Origin of the sequence: Bartonella sp. AA97HXZ (genome assembly GCF_042196985.1) — a bacterium.
Classification (GTDB): Bacteria; Pseudomonadota; Alphaproteobacteria; order Rhizobiales; family Rhizobiaceae; genus Bartonella.
The window spans coordinates 55,586-70,248 of the sequence record NZ_JBHIRC010000007.1; the positions used below are offsets into that span (position 1 = coordinate 55,586).

At 37.2% G+C, this 14,663-nt stretch carries 11 protein-coding genes and 1 pseudogene; 10 read left to right on the forward strand and 2 right to left on the reverse strand.

Features of this window, described 5'->3' with window-relative positions:
* Positions 1–38 precede the first annotated feature (38 nt).
* The 8 genes from ACFINE_RS05445 to ACFINE_RS05480 all read left to right on the forward strand — a co-directional run bounded on the left by ACFINE_RS05445 (position 39) and on the right by ACFINE_RS05480 (position 7,081).
* Positions 39–587, forward strand: coding sequence for an RBBP9/YdeN family alpha/beta hydrolase (locus tag ACFINE_RS05445; RefSeq protein WP_375611547.1), 549 nt, complete (start codon positions 39–41; stop codon positions 585–587).
* A gap of 173 nt (positions 588–760) precedes the next feature.
* Positions 761–1,525, forward strand: coding sequence for a phosphoribosylaminoimidazolesuccinocarboxamide synthase (gene purC, locus ACFINE_RS05450; RefSeq protein ID WP_273791179.1), 765 nt, complete (start codon positions 761–763; stop codon positions 1,523–1,525).
* A 78-nt stretch (positions 1,526–1,603) separates the two neighbouring features.
* Complete coding sequence (gene purS, locus ACFINE_RS05455; RefSeq protein WP_375611546.1) at positions 1,604–1,843, forward strand: phosphoribosylformylglycinamidine synthase subunit PurS; 240 nt, start codon at positions 1,604–1,606, stop codon at positions 1,841–1,843.
* A gap of 11 nt (positions 1,844–1,854) precedes the next feature.
* A complete protein-coding gene (gene purQ, locus ACFINE_RS05460) occupies positions 1,855–2,526 on the forward strand; it encodes a phosphoribosylformylglycinamidine synthase subunit PurQ (protein ID WP_375613086.1) in 672 nt (223 codons plus the stop codon).
* A 293-nt stretch (positions 2,527–2,819) separates the two neighbouring features.
* Positions 2,820–5,030 carry a phosphoribosylformylglycinamidine synthase subunit PurL gene (gene purL, locus ACFINE_RS05465; RefSeq protein ID WP_375621319.1) on the forward strand — a complete coding sequence of 737 codons (2,211 nt, stop codon included), beginning with the start codon at positions 2,820–2,822 and terminating at the stop codon, positions 5,028–5,030.
* Positions 5,031–5,088: 58 nt separating this feature from the next.
* Positions 5,089–5,322, forward strand: coding sequence for a BolA/IbaG family iron-sulfur metabolism protein (locus ACFINE_RS05470; protein ID WP_375611543.1), 234 nt, complete (start codon positions 5,089–5,091; stop codon positions 5,320–5,322).
* A 98-nt stretch (positions 5,323–5,420) separates the two neighbouring features.
* Entirely contained in the window at positions 5,421–5,753 is a 333-nt protein-coding gene (gene grxD / locus ACFINE_RS05475) for a Grx4 family monothiol glutaredoxin (RefSeq protein WP_375621320.1), read from the forward strand.
* 71 nt (positions 5,754–5,824) lie between these two features.
* Entirely contained in the window at positions 5,825–7,081 is a 1,257-nt protein-coding gene (locus ACFINE_RS05480) for a multidrug effflux MFS transporter (RefSeq protein ID WP_375611542.1), read from the forward strand.
* A 467-nt stretch (positions 7,082–7,548) separates the two neighbouring features.
* On the opposite strand, the gene parC is transcribed toward ACFINE_RS05480, so the two are convergent.
* Positions 7,549–9,798, reverse strand: a complete 2,250-nt coding sequence (parC, locus tag ACFINE_RS05485) for a DNA topoisomerase IV subunit A (protein WP_375621321.1) — start codon at positions 9,796–9,798, stop codon at positions 7,549–7,551.
* A gap of 773 nt (positions 9,799–10,571) precedes the next feature.
* Positions 10,572–12,365, reverse strand: coding sequence for an aspartate--tRNA ligase (gene aspS, locus ACFINE_RS05490; protein ID WP_375621322.1), 1,794 nt, complete (start codon positions 12,363–12,365; stop codon positions 10,572–10,574).
* A 132-nt stretch (positions 12,366–12,497) separates the two neighbouring features.
* Between aspS and rnd the strand changes: the two genes are divergently transcribed.
* Positions 12,498–13,652 (forward strand): ribonuclease D, encoded by a 1,155-nt coding sequence (gene rnd, locus ACFINE_RS05495; RefSeq protein WP_375611539.1) that lies wholly within the window; start codon positions 12,498–12,500, stop codon positions 13,650–13,652.
* Between the two features lie 643 nt (positions 13,653–14,295).
* Positions 14,296–14,481: pseudogene (locus ACFINE_RS05500) on the forward strand (helix-turn-helix transcriptional regulator).
* The last annotated feature ends 182 nt before the right edge of the window (positions 14,482–14,663 follow it).

Sequence of the window (14,663 nt, forward strand, 5' to 3'; positions counted from 1 at the left end):
CTATGATCAAAAATCTGTTGTAACAAAGAAAACAATTCATGAAAGCAAATCAACTCGATATTCTTATTGTTCCTGGTTACAAAGGATCTGGTCCAGATCATTGGCAAACACGCTGGGAAAAAAAATTGTCGACAGCCAGCCGCATTGAACAACTCCATTGGTCAAAGCCTGTTTGTGAAGAGTGGGTTAACAAAGTTAAAACCGCCATCGCAAAAGCTCAAAGGCCTGTTATGCTTATTGCTCATTCATTAGGAGTTCCCAGTGTTATTCATGCAACTGTACAAAATACAGAAAAAATTTGTGGCGCTTTCTTTGTTGCACCTCCAGATGTCGCCAATGAAAAAATACGTCCCAAACATTTAATGACATTTGGCCCCTATCATCGCCAAAAGCTTCCTTTTCCTTCTATTGTCATAGCCAGTCGCAACGATGAGTTTTGTCAATTTTCAGTAGCAGAAAAAATTGCCAATGATTGGGGATCACTCTTTGTTGATGCTGGGTATTCTGGCCATATTAACGCAGAATCCGGACACGGACCTTGGCCTGAAGGGCTTATGGTCCTCTCTCACTTTCTTGCAAAAATTTGATCCAAAAGAGGTGATCTTCTTTCTCATCGCTTATGTATCTTCACCTTTGGGTAAACGTGTAATGATAAAAATTATAAAAGTATCATAGCAATATCATTGAGAAATTCTATCAATTAGGATAGTATCATTTATCAATGTTATTAAAAACCTCTCAAGATAAATAGAGAATCATGATGAATCGTCGCCACCGTATTTATGAAGGCAAGGCTAAAATTTTATATGAAGGACCTGAACCAGGGACTTATATTCAATTTTTTAAAGATGATGCAACTGCCTTTAATGCAAAAAAACATGAAATTATCGACGGAAAGGGCGTTTTAAACAACCGAATTTCGGAACATATTTTTAGCCATCTTGGACGTTTGGGCATCCCAACACATTTTATCAAACGTATAAACATGCGCGAACAGCTTATTAAAGCGGTGGAAATCATTCCGTTGGAAGTTGTTGTTCGCAATGTTGCTGCCGGCTCTCTTGCTAAGCGTTTAGGACTGGAAGAAGGAACCCCGCTTCCGCAATCCATCATTGAATTCTACTATAAAAATGATTCTCTCGATGATCCTATGGTAACGGAAGAACATATCACAGCTTTTGGATGGGCTGTGCCACAAGAGATAGAAGATATCATGCAACTTTCAATTCGTATTAATGATTTTCTTTCTGGGCTTTTTGCCGGTGTTAACATCCAATTAATTGATTTTAAAATGGAATTTGGTCGCCTGTGGGAAGATGAAACAATGCGCATTGTTCTTGCTGATGAAATCTCTCCTGATTCTGCACGACTATGGGATATGCACACACAAGAAAAAATGGATAAAGACCGTTTTCGTCGTGATATGGGAGGGCTTATTAATGCCTATCAAGAAGTTGCCAAACGTCTTGGTATTATGAATGAAAACGAACCAACACGACCAAGTGGTCCCGTTCTCGTAAAGTAAAAACAAGGTAAAAAACATCACCTTATACAACCCCCCCTCTTCAAAGGAGAGGTTCTTTTAACAAGCAGGAAGCAAAAAATGAAAGCACGCATTACGGTTACTTTAAGAGAAAGCGTTCTTGATCCACAAGGAGAAGCAATTGTCGGTGCTTTAAAAAGTTTGGCTTTCGAAGGCATTCAATCTATTCGTCAAGGAAAGGTTTTTGATATTGTTCTTGATGATTTACCTTCTGAAACTGCAAAGAAAAAACTTGAACAAATGTGTGAAGAGTTACTCGCAAATACTGTCATCGAAAATTATACAATCGAACTTCTGTAAGTGAAACGCTCATGAAAACTGCCATCATTCAACTTCCTGGATTAAATCGTGATCGAGATATGGTTGCAGCATTACATCATATAACGGGAGTTGAGCCACTAAAAATTTGGCAAACAGAAACAACAATTCCAGATGTAGATGTTATTATTATTCCTGGTGGTTTTTCCTATGGCGACTACTTAAGATGTGGTGCGATTGGAGCGCGAACTCCCGTCTTAAAAGCCATTCGTGAAAAAGCACAAGAAGGTACGACAATTATAGGTATCTGTAATGGATTTCAAATTTTGTTGGAAGCAGGATTATTACCCGGTACTTTAATGCGTAACGCTTCTTTAAAATTTGTTTGTCGTGAAATCAAGCTTGAAGTCGTCAACGCCAAGACAAAATTTTCTCGATATTATTCTAAAGGACAAATTATTCGTTGTCCTGTTGCCCATCATGACGGAAATTATTTTGTTGATAGTGAAACATTGAAACAAATGGAAGACAATGAACAAATTGTTTTTCGCTATGCAGAAAATACAAACCCGAACGGCTCAATGAAAGATATTGCTGGTATTGTTAATAAAGCTGGTAATATTCTTGGTATGATGCCCCATCCTGAAAACTTTATTGAACCCGCCCACGGAGGTACTGACGGTCGTTTACTTTTTCAAAGTGCTTTAGAGTTAGTAAATGGATAATGCTGCAAAAATACTCGCGCTCCATAATTTAAAAAAATAAGGATTTATACCATTTCTTGCTTCATAAAGCTATAAACAAAGCTCTTCACAAACAACAATGGATATTATTTTCTAAACACATAATTATTTAAGACCATTTTTAGTCTTAAATCCCACCAAACAAACGGACAAAATCTTCAGCTTACTGTCTATAAATATTTTTATTATTAAACAACATGATTGTTTATAATATAAGCTGCTAGGTTAAAAAAATAAAAATACTAAATTTCGATTAATTTGACGGATAAATACTCATGAAGCCTTGCAATAACATCACTATTACATCAGAACTCATTGCACAACACGGGCTAAAAGAAGATGAATATCAACGTATCCTAACGTTAATTGGTAGAGAACCAACATTTACTGAACTAGGAATTTTTTCTGCGATGTGGAACGAACATTGTTCCTATAAATCATCTAAAAAATGGCTAAAAACTCTTCCGACAGAAGGAAAATGTGTCATCCAAGGACCTGGTGAAAATGCTGGTGTTGTCGATATTGGCGAAGGACAATGTGTTGTTTTCAAAATGGAAAGCCATAACCACCCTTCTTATATTGAACCTTATCAAGGTGCAGCGACAGGTGTTGGTGGTATTTTACGTGATGTCTTTACAATGGGAGCCCGTCCTGTTGCTGCTATGAATGCATTGCGATTTGGTGCTCCTGATCACCCACGAACACGCCATCTTGTTTCTGGTGTTGTTTCTGGAATAGGTGGTTACAGCAATTCTTTTGGTGTTCCAACGGTTGGTGGAGAAGTAAATTTTGATGAGCGTTATAATGGCAATATCCTTGTTAACGCTTTTGTCGCCGGTATTGCAAAGACAGACGCCCTTTTTTATTCTAAAGCACAAGGTATTGGACTCCCTGTTGTTTATCTGGGTGCAAAAACAGGACGTGATGGTGTCGGTGGAGCAACAATGGCTTCTGCTGAATTTGATTCTTCAATCAGTGAAAAACGTCCAACCGTTCAAGTCGGTGATCCTTTTACAGAAAAATGTCTCCTTGAAGCATGTTTAGAGCTCATGGAACTTGGAGCCGTGGTTGCTATTCAAGATATGGGGGCAGCAGGACTCACCTCTTCTGCCGTTGAAATGGGAGCAAAAGGAAATCTGGGGATACAGCTTAATCTTGATACAGTTCCTGTTCGAGAAGAAAACATGACAGCCTATGAAATGATGCTTTCTGAAAGTCAAGAGCGTATGCTCATGGTCCTTAAACCAGAACTAGAAAAGCAAGCAGAAGCAATTTTTCATAAGTGGGGACTACATTTTTCTATCATTGGAAAAACAACCGATGATTTACGTTTTCGTGTATTTCATCAAGGGGAAGAAGTTGTCAATCTTCCCATCAAAGAGCTTGGTGATGAAGCGCCTGTTTATGATCGTCCTTGGAGTGAGCCGGCAAAAAAAACACCCTTGAAAGCAGAAGACGTCAAAAAAGTTGAAAATCTTGGTGATGCGCTTCTGTGCTTATTGAATTCTGCTGATCAAAGTTCTCGGCGATGGGTTTATGAACAATATGATACCCTTATCCAAGGAAATAGCCTTGTTTGTCCAGGAGGTGATGCAGGCGTTATCCGTGTAGGAAACAACAGCAAACGTGCTCTTGCTTTTTCTTCTGATGTAACACCTCGCTATTGTGAAGCAGACCCTTATGAAGGGGGGAAACAAGCTGTCGCAGAATGCTGGCGAAACATTAGTACGACAGGTGCAACACCACTGGCTGCTACAGATAATCTCAATTTTGGTAACCCTGAAAAACCTGAAATTATGGGACAGCTGGTTTTTGCTATTAAAGGTATAGGAGAAGCTTGTAGAATCCTTGATTTTCCTATCGTTTCAGGCAATGTTTCTCTTTACAACGAAACAAATGGGGAAGCCATTCTTCCAACCCCCACAATTGCTGGTGTAGGCCTTCTTAATGATTGGTCTAAAATGGTAACAATAAGTGGTATGCAAAATGGAGATATTCTTGTTTTAGTAGGAAATTGCGGCTCCCATTTAGGACAATCAATCTATGCACGTAACATTTTAAATATTGATGCAGGCGCCCCCCCACCTGTAGATTTACAACTTGAAAAAAAGCATGGTCAATTTGTTCGAGATGTCATACATCGTGGTTTTATTCACGCCGCCCATGACCTTTCTGACGGAGGATTAGCGATAGCACTTGCTGAAATGGTGATTAAAGCAGGTAAAGGAATCAAAGTAAAGTTAAGCAATAAATCACCCCATCATGCAGAACTTTTTGGAGAAGACCAAGGACGTTATCTTTTAGCCGTCAAACCTCACTCTCTTAATAGTCTTAAAGAGCGTGCACAAATCAATACAGTTTCTTTAACAGAGCTAGGTCAAGTCGAGGGTACTTCTCTTAATATAGATGGGATATTAACACTTTCTATAGACAAACTCACAAAAGCCTATGAAAACTGGTTTCCACAATTTATGGGTGAAGAGTAAAAATTGTTTTTTCTCTTAAACAGCCTTTATAAAAAATGAACAACATAGGAGAATAATGATGGCAATGAGTGCCCATGCAATTGAAACGCTTATTCGTGAAGGCATTCCTGATGCTACAGTAAGAATTCGTGATCTTGCTGGAGATGGGGAACATTATGCTGCAGAAGTTATTTCTGAAAGTTTTCGTGGTAAAACCCGTGTTCAACAACATAAAATGGTCTATGATGCCCTTAAAGGCAATATGGGAAATGACCTTCACGCCTTAATGTTGCAAACAAATGTCCCAAAATAATCTAAAATTTCTTCTTGCATTCACACATTTAATACGATTAAAAGCAGTATGAGTATAAATTACACACTGATAAAAATCTGAAATATCGAGGGATAAAAATGACCACTGTTCATGATTTTATTGACAACGAAATTAAAACAAACGACGTCATTTTATTCATGAAAGGAACACCTGACGCTCCGCAATGCGGGTTTTCGGGACAAGTTGTTCAAATTCTTGATTATTTAGGATTGAATTATAAAGGGATTAATATCTTAACTTCTAACGAATTGCGTCAAGGGATTAAAGATTACTCAAATTGGCCAACAATTCCACAGCTTTATATCAAAGGTGAATTTATCGGAGGCTGTGATATTGTTAAAGAGATGTTTCAAAACAATGAGTTACAGGAACTTTTGAAAGAAAAAAATATTTCATGTAATCAATCATAGGTATCTTTCATTTTATTCAGACTCTTAAAAAGAGCTGTTTTCAGACGAAATTTTTATTTCAAGGATGCCATATGTCATATTCAGTCGATGAACAAACGCATAGAGATGCGATTAGAAACAAAATTGGCTATAAAGAATTTGTTATTCTTATTGCTTCGCTCATGGCTATTAACGCTATAGCTGTTGATATTATGCTGCCAGCTATGCCCGATATTTTAGACGGCTTAAATGTTCTCAATGAAAATGATCAACATTATATCATTTCGAGTTATCTTATTAGCTATGGTATTGCTCAAATATTTTTCGGTCCAATAAGCGATAGGTATGGACGACGTAAACTTATTCTTCTCGGGCTCGCTTTTTATTCATTTACGGCGATTGGCTGTGCCTTTGTAACTGATTTTTCTCTCTTACTTATTTTACGTATCTTGCAAGGTATTGGAGGGGCTGCTATGCGAGTTCTTACAGTTTCCGTCGTACGTGATCTTTACAGTGGTCGAAAAATGGCAGAAGTTATGTCTATTGTTATGATGGTTTTTCTTGTTGCACCAATGGTTGGTCCCGCAACAGGACAGATCATTTTACTTCTTGGACATTGGCAATATATTTTTATTTTCATGGCAATGATTGGTTTAGGACTGATGATTTGGATTCAACTACGCTTGCCTGAAACTCTTTATGCGCAACGCTCTCTTTCCTTTTCTTCAGTTAAACACAACTTATGGATTGTAATAACCAATCGCACAACACTTTGCTATACACTTGCAACTTCCATTATTTTAGGCTGTATCTTTACCGCCGTTAATACATCACAACAAACATATGAAGGGATCTATAATCTAGGACTTTGGTTCCCTATTGCTTTTGCAGTTGGTGCTGCATTTCAAGCTCTATCATCATTCTTTAACTCTCAACTCGTTGGACGCCTTGGAATGCGGCGTATTGCTCATACTATGCTTTTGCTCTTTTGTGCCACTTCATGCATTTGGTTTATTGGGTCCATCTTAGCAGGTGGTGTTATCCCTTTTCCTTTTTATATGACGTTATATTGTATATTAATGTTTACCTGCGGTGGTATTATGGCCAATTTCAATACACTCGCTCTTGAACCTGTAGGAGAAATAGCTGGAACAGCTTCTTCTGTATCCGGCTTTCTTCAAACATCTATCGGTGCAGGACTTAGCTTTTTTATTGCCCAACAATTCGATGAAACAACCATCCCAAACTCAGCAGGATTTTTCTTTCTGAGTCTCACTGCCATACTTCTCGTCTTATGGGCTGAACGTGGTCATCTTTTTAGGCAATATCATAGTAATCCTAACGAATAAATATTATTACGAAAGATTAATAACATCTCTCTTGAACAATAAGAAAATAAACCTATCAGACAAAATAAAACATCTCCAAATAGAACACTCTTGTGTTAAACATTCACATTGTTTGTTTAAAGGTACAGCTCTCGAAATATCAAATCATTTCACGACAGCACCCATAAATGGTATAATGTAAAAAAACAAACATACCTATTGTTGCAACAACTCTTGTCTGTGAAACGGTTTATTAAAAAATATTTTGATTCTTTTCTTCAATAGTTTTTATGAAGACGGGCTGGTCTCTCATCTCATGACAGGCAAACAAACAGTTTTGATTGGTTTAACCTAAACAAGATCGAAATAAGAGAAAAACTTACGCTTTAGGTCTTTCGTTCAATATAAAAAATAATAAATTATCTTTATAAATTAATATCTTACACAATCATAAAACCATAGGGAACTTTCCCATTTATAAAATACATTTAATTGATAAATTTTCCTGATTTTGGAAATCCTCTTGGAACCAAACGCCCGACGCCCGCACGCATTCCCATCCATTCAATGAGATCATCAGCTTGACGGTTAAAGATTCGTTCAGCTGTATCTTGCCAACTTAAGCCTTCTGATAAATTAAAAGTCTTGGCATCAACAACACCACCTTCTTTATAACGCTGTAAACGAACACCTTTACCGCGATTCATTTCTGGTATTTGTTCAATAGAAAAAATAAGCATTTTACGGTTTTCACCGACTACAGCAACATGATCACCATTTACCGGAACACAAAGCTTTACCTTATCAGGAGCTTTCACATTCATCACTTGCTTTCCTTTTCGTGTATTGGCGATCACTTCTGCAGAAGAAACAATAAAACCATTACCGTGAGATGAAACCAAGAGCAATTTTTCCTCGGCGTGATGCACAAACGCTGTGAGAACATCGTGCTCATCATCCATATCAACTAAGAGACGAATAGGTTCACCATGTCCCCGCCCTCCAGGTAAATTATTTGCACCAATAGCAAAAAACTTCCCCCCCGTACTGATCAGCACAATCTTGTCGGTCGTAAATGCTGGAAAGGCTAACTTTAAACTGTCTCCTTCTTTAAAAGAAAGTGCTTTATAATCGTTCAAGTGTCCCTTCAAAGCACGCATCCACCCCTTTTCAGAAATAACAATAGTAATCGGTTCTTTTTCGATCATTGCTTGTTGAATATCATCAAGATCATGTCTTGGTGCCTCTTCAAACGTCGTACGTCTTTTCCCCAAGAGTGTTTCAGGACCAAAAGTGTTTCGAACTTTTTTGATTTCTTCTGAAATTATTTTCCACTGTTTTATAGGAGAAGCTAATAAATTCTGTAGTTTTTCTTTTTCAGCTTTCAAACTTTCAAATTCTTTACGAATTTCAAATTCCTCAAGTTTACGCAAAGAACGCAAGCGCATATTAAGAATAGCTTCAGCTTGATTTTCTGTTAATTCAAACCGATTAATCAGCTTCTTTTTCGGTTCATCCTCTTCACGAATAATCTGAATGACCTCATCGAGATTTAAATAGGCAATAAGATATCCATGAAGAATTTCCAATCGGCTATCAATTTGATCAAGCCGATAATAAGAGCGACGAATAAGCACTTCTTGACGATGTTCAAGCCATTGCTGCAAACTTTCTCGCAAAGAAAGAACATTGGGTATTTTTCCCAAAGACAAAACATTCAGATTAAGGGGAAATCTTACTTCAAAGTCAGTCAATTTAAAAAGAGACTCCATAAGGAGCTCCGGATCAACCGACCGATTTTTAGGAACAAGCACGATTCTGATATCTTCTGCTGATTCATCTTGAATATCCTCAAGCATTGGCAACCGACGTGCAAGCAACAATTCCGCAGTTTTTTCAATAAGGCGTGACTTTTGAACTTGGTAGGGAATTTCAGTTACAACGATCACGTAAGAACCACGGCTACCAGGTTCCTGATGCCAACGTGAACGCAAGCGAAAGAATCCACGCCCAACACGATAGGATTCCTCAATACTTTTTTTAGGTTCAACTAAAATTCCCCCCGTCGGAAAATCAGGACCAAGAACGAATTGATTTAATTCCTCATCATTTACATCGGGATGCGCAATCAAATGGAGCGCTGCATCACAAAGCTCAGCAACATTATGGGGTGGAATAGATGTTGCCATACCAACAGCAATACCAGAAGAACCATTTGCTAAAAGATTAGGGAAAGCTCCTGGTAAAACAACCGGCTCTTCATCTTCCTCATTATAGGTTAAACGAAAATCAATAGCATTCTCATTAATTCCTTCAAGTAACAATGCAGCCACTTCAGTCATACGTGCTTCCGTATAACGCATGGCAGCAGCATTATCACCATCAATATTACCAAAATTGCCTTGCCCATCAACCAACGGATAACGAACAGCAAAACTTTGAGCCAAGCGCACCAAGGCATCATAAATAGACGCATCCCCATGAGGATGAAATTTTCCCATGACATCACCAACAATCCGCGCACATTTCGCATAAGACTGTCCAGGATTTAGTTTGAGAAGACGCATCGCATGAACAATCCGCCGGTGGACCGGCTTCAATCCATCACGTACATCAGGCAATGCACGGTGTGTAATCGTAGAAAGTGCATAAGCCAAATAACGTTCCTGTAAAGCAGAACGTAATTCTATTGGTTCAATATGTTCTTTATCAAAAGGTAAATTCATTTTATCAGACATAGATTAAAACAACAATTCCCACAATAATAAGAAATTATTTTATAGGATTTATTTAATGAAATCTTCTATGAGTCGACTTTTTTATTAAAAGTCAATTACATAAAAACAAACGCTGCAATTAGAACATGAACAGAAAATTATATCAATTTGAAAAATTTATACATGTCCTCCCCCCCTTGTCCTAAGTAATTTATTGAAAGCTTTGTCAAATTCGACGATAATTTAACTGCCCACAAAGAGTTATTTCATCTTTTTCTGAAATGACAAAAGCACCTTTCAAACATCATCTTTTATTATAAAGATAAATTGTATAACAACCCCATTCAGTTTTTCTACGAAAAACCAAAAAAATGTTCAAAGCTTATGAAATTTAAACTTTTCAGAGTAAGTCCATAGAATGGAAAACCACATTATTCTCATAAAAACGAAGAGACACAATTCTCTGCTACAACGTTGTAAAAACTTCAATAAAAAATAAATAATATATTGACACATAAAGATAATTCATTTTTTTCAACTAAAATGAGACTCCCGAATATTATAGAGTTCTTTCATTTCTAATTTATTCATGATCAAGCAATCATAATCATTTCCTCACCTATCACAAGTGGAAGAGCCACTATAGAAACAAGGAATAAAAATGCCTCGTAAAGAATCAACACAATAGCGTTTTCCTATCTAAATTTCACAAACAGCCACACACACCGATGGCTCTTGAAAGGCATCAAAACTTCATTCTACGTAGAAAAGATGAAAACAATCCATTATCAACTTTATGAGCTATTTTTGTGAGTAGGAGCCATGCGGATTCCTAAATCACGTAATTGTGTAGGAGAAACATCAGACGGAGCACTCATCAAAAGATCAAGCGCCTGTTGATTCATAGGGAATAAAGCAACTTCACGCAAATTTTTAACACCTTGCAACAGCATAATAATGCGGTCAATTCCTGCAGCCATACCACCATGTGGTGGAGCCCCATAATGGAATGCACGATAAAGACCACCGAAACGATCTTTCACAACTTCCTTAGAAAGTCCTACAAGTTCAAAAACTTTAAGCATCATTTCTGGTAAGTGATTACGAATTCCACCTGATGCAATTTCATAACCATTGCAAACAAGATCATATTGAAAAGCTTTAATAGTAAGAGGATCTTGACAGGCAAGGGCATTTTTTCCCCCTTGAGGCATGGAAAAAGGATTATGTGCAAAATCAATCTTTTTTTCATCTTCATTCCATTCAAAAAATGGAAAATCAACAATCCACGCCAAAGAGAAACTATCTCTATCGAGAAGATCTAATTCTTCCCCTACCCTTGTGCGTGCTGCTCCGGCAAAAGATGAAAACTTTTTTGGATCGCCAGCTACAAAAAAACAGGCATCCCCACTTTCAAGCCCAAGCTGTATACGGATTGCTTCAGTCCTCTGTTCACCAATATTTTTAGCGATAGGCCCTGCTCCTTCAAATTTTCCTTCTTCTTCACGCCAGAAAATATAGCCGAGCCCTGGTTGCCCCTCGCCTTGTGCCCATACATTCATACGATCACAAAAAGCACGACTTCCACCCGTTTTAGCTGGAATAGCCCACACTTGAGCATTCTCATCATTCGCTAAAATTTGAGCAAAGACTTTGAAACCAGAATTATAAAAATGCTGAGAAACATCTTCCATAATGATCGGATTACGTAGATCAGGCTGATCAGAACCATATTTTTGCATTGCTTCATCATAGGAAATGCGAGGAAAGCTTTGTGTCACAGTCTTTCCATCTGCAAATTCTTCAAAAATAGAACGCATAATAGGTTCCATAGTTGCTAAAACATCTTCTTGCTCAACAAAACTCATTTCAACATCTAATTGATAAAATTCACCAGGAAGACGGTCGGCCCTTGGATCTTCATCTCTAAAACATGGAGCAATCTGAAAATAACGATCAAAACCTGACATCATCAACAATTGTTTATATTGCTGTGGCGCTTGCGGTAGCGCATAAAATTTTCCCTGATGAACACGACTTGGAACCAAAAAATCACGCGCTCCTTCCGGCGATGAAGCTGTCAAAAGTGGCGTCGTAAATTCCGTAAAACCATTATTTTGCATAGCTCGTCTCATAGCCGCAATAATTTCAGTCCGACGCATGATATTTTTGTGCATAGTCTCCCGACGCAAATCAAGAAAACGATATTTTAATCGAATATCTTCTGGATAATCAGGCTCACCAAAAACCGGTAAAGGAAGCTCATCAGATTTTGAAAGAATTTCTACCTCTTGTGCAAAAATTTCAATCTCACCTGTTGGAAGCGTTGCATTAATAACCTCATCAGAACGAGCACATACCTCCCCATCCACACGAATAACCCATTCAGAACGCACTTTTTCAATAACTTTAAAAGCTGGTGAAGCAGGGTCAGCAACAATTTGTGTGATTCCAAAATGATCACGTAAATCCACAAAAAGAATCCCTCCATGATCACGAACACGATGAACCCACCCCGAAAGACGAACTTGTGTTCCTACATCACATCTACGGAGAGCCGCACAATGATGACTGCGATAACGATGCATGTTTTTTGCCTTTGATTATAATATTCACATGCGCTACAAACGCTTTTTAATAACCATTTGTCAAGATATGAGAATAAAAACTCAAAAATAAAGTCAACAAAGGACAAATTTAATTTATCGAATTATAATAAAATGATGAATCTTATTACACAAACAACAGATCTTGAAATTGCACTTAACGCTCTACGTACCTCTGATTTTGTAACAGTCGATACTGAGTTTATCCGCGAAACAACTTTTTGGCCTCAACTGTGTTTAATACAGCTCGCCTCACCAGATGTTACAGTTTTGATTGATCCCATAGCACCAGATATTGATTTACAACCATTTTTTGACCTTATGGTCGATAAAAAAGTTGTAAAAGTTTTTCATGCTGCGCGCCAAGATATTGAAACAATTTATCACCTTGGAGGTGTTATTCCTTCCCCTCTCTTTGATACGCAAATAGCAGGATCCATTTGTGGATTTGGTGATTCTATCTCCTATGATCAAATTGTACAACGCTGTACAGGGCATCATCTTGATAAATCCTCCCGCTTTACAGACTGGAGTTACCGCCCTTTGTCTGAAAAACAACTGCTCTATGCACTTTCCGATGTAACTTACTTAAGAGATGTTTACTTGTTATTGAAAAAAAGGTTAGAGAAAAATCAACGAGCTCACTGGATGGATGATGAAATAACAATCCTTTTAAATCCTAAAACCTATGATATGCCAGAAGATGAAGCATGGAAAAAAGTGAAAGGAAAAATTAAAAAGCCACGTGAACTTGCTGTATTACAAAAGATAGCAGCTTGGCGGGAACGTGAAGCACGAAAATACAATATGCCACGTCGTCATATCATAAAAGATGAATGTCTTATAGAAATAGCAACCCAACAACCAAAAGATGAATCTGCATTAAAACGGTTGCGCAGTCTTAATAAGAACTGGGATAAACTCTCAATTGCTCAATCATTAATCAAAGCTGTCCACGAAGGATTAGAGGTGGATCTTTCTACTTTACCCCCCATTCCTAAACATAATCCACTCAATGATACGACAGCCGCTGTTATCGATCTGCTCAAAGTGTTATTAAAAATTGTTGCAAATGAAAACAGCATTGCCCCTAAAATTATTGCAACATCTAATGATTTAGAAAAAATTGCCAATGGAGGAATAAAGAAAAATATTCCCGCTATGAATGGCTGGCGCTATGAAATATTTGGTAAAAAAGCCGAACAACTGCTAAAGGGCCAGATAGGGTTTTACTTTAACGATGGAAAAATAAGCACAAAACAGCTTTAATTTACATTTTCATTTTGAAAAATCCATTACGCTACTCATTATCTACATCAATTGGTATGCCCTATAGGCCAACGCAAACAGGATAAATAAAGCCTACTTCTGACAAAGTTAAAAAATTAAATAGTAAACTCTTATTAAAATGATAGCTAAATCTTTATCAGGTCAATTAAATAGAAATCCCATTAAAAATAATCTAAAAAAACAGACAGTTCCTTATTTAAAAGTTTTGAAAAAAAAAGTTCTGATAATAAAAGCGCATTCATTACAAAAATAGCAGCCTAGAAATAGGAACAAACAAAGATATAATGCCTCACGTCACCATATCGTATTAAAAACTACCAAGATTGCAATCTAACAATCAAAAACGAGCCAGCATAACAACTAAAATACCTAACAAAAGCAATATATTGATTTCTAACGATAATCTAGCGTTATTTATATTGAATTAGACCTCCGAATATCGTAAGATTCTCTCATTCCATCTCAATAAGACTCATAAAGTTTCACATAAGAAATTATATGATAAAGCGCTGTTTTTTATAAATTAAACACCTTTCAAAGGATTCGAAAATCATGGTTAATAAATAGTTGTGATTTATTTCTATTTTTTATAGTGAAAGGATTTTATAATGACTGAAATGATATTCTTTTGACAGACCGTGAAAGTGCAAAACTGTTTCATATGAGTATTTCAACATTCCAGCGTCATGTAACCAATGGATCTCTCCCAAAATCTTTAAAACTTGTTTTTTATCGCGTTGGTTACAATCGTAATCTTATTAAGATAATCGAGCAAGCTAAACAGAAACGTTATAACGACGCAGCATAAAAAGAAAACCTTTTCACGTAAAAATGGACAAAACTTTTCATTTTCACATGAAGCTTGTGAAGTGAAAAATCCATCCTGTGATGCAAGTAACAGAATAAAAAATTATGTTTTCTTTTATGAATGCTCAGGCATTACAAATGCTTTGCGTGGTGTCTAGCATGGGCGTTATGGAACAAGTCCTA

Bases quoted from the DNA above. Each gene is read 5' to 3' on its own strand.
- parC (WP_375621321.1), bottom strand. From the start codon at position 9,798: ATGTCTGATAAAATGAATTTACCTTTTGATAAAGAACATATTGAACCA.
- purS (WP_375611546.1), top strand. From the start codon at position 1,604: ATGAAAGCACGCATTACGGTTACTTTAAGAGAAAGCGTTCTTGATCCA.
- purQ (WP_375613086.1), top strand. From the start codon at position 1,855: ATGAAAACTGCCATCATTCAACTTCCTGGATTAAATCGTGATCGAGAT.
- grxD (WP_375621320.1), top strand. From the start codon at position 5,421: ATGACCACTGTTCATGATTTTATTGACAACGAAATTAAAACAAACGAC.
- aspS (WP_375621322.1), bottom strand. From the start codon at position 12,365: ATGCATCGTTATCGCAGTCATCATTGTGCGGCTCTCCGTAGATGTGAT.
- purL (WP_375621319.1), top strand. From the start codon at position 2,820: ATGAAGCCTTGCAATAACATCACTATTACATCAGAACTCATTGCACAA.
- ACFINE_RS05480 (WP_375611542.1), top strand. From the start codon at position 5,825: ATGTCATATTCAGTCGATGAACAAACGCATAGAGATGCGATTAGAAAC.
- ACFINE_RS05445 (WP_375611547.1), top strand. From the start codon at position 39: ATGAAAGCAAATCAACTCGATATTCTTATTGTTCCTGGTTACAAAGGA.
- purC (WP_273791179.1), top strand. From the start codon at position 761: ATGAATCGTCGCCACCGTATTTATGAAGGCAAGGCTAAAATTTTATAT.
- ACFINE_RS05470 (WP_375611543.1), top strand. From the start codon at position 5,089: ATGGCAATGAGTGCCCATGCAATTGAAACGCTTATTCGTGAAGGCATT.
- rnd (WP_375611539.1), top strand. From the start codon at position 12,498: ATGATGAATCTTATTACACAAACAACAGATCTTGAAATTGCACTTAAC.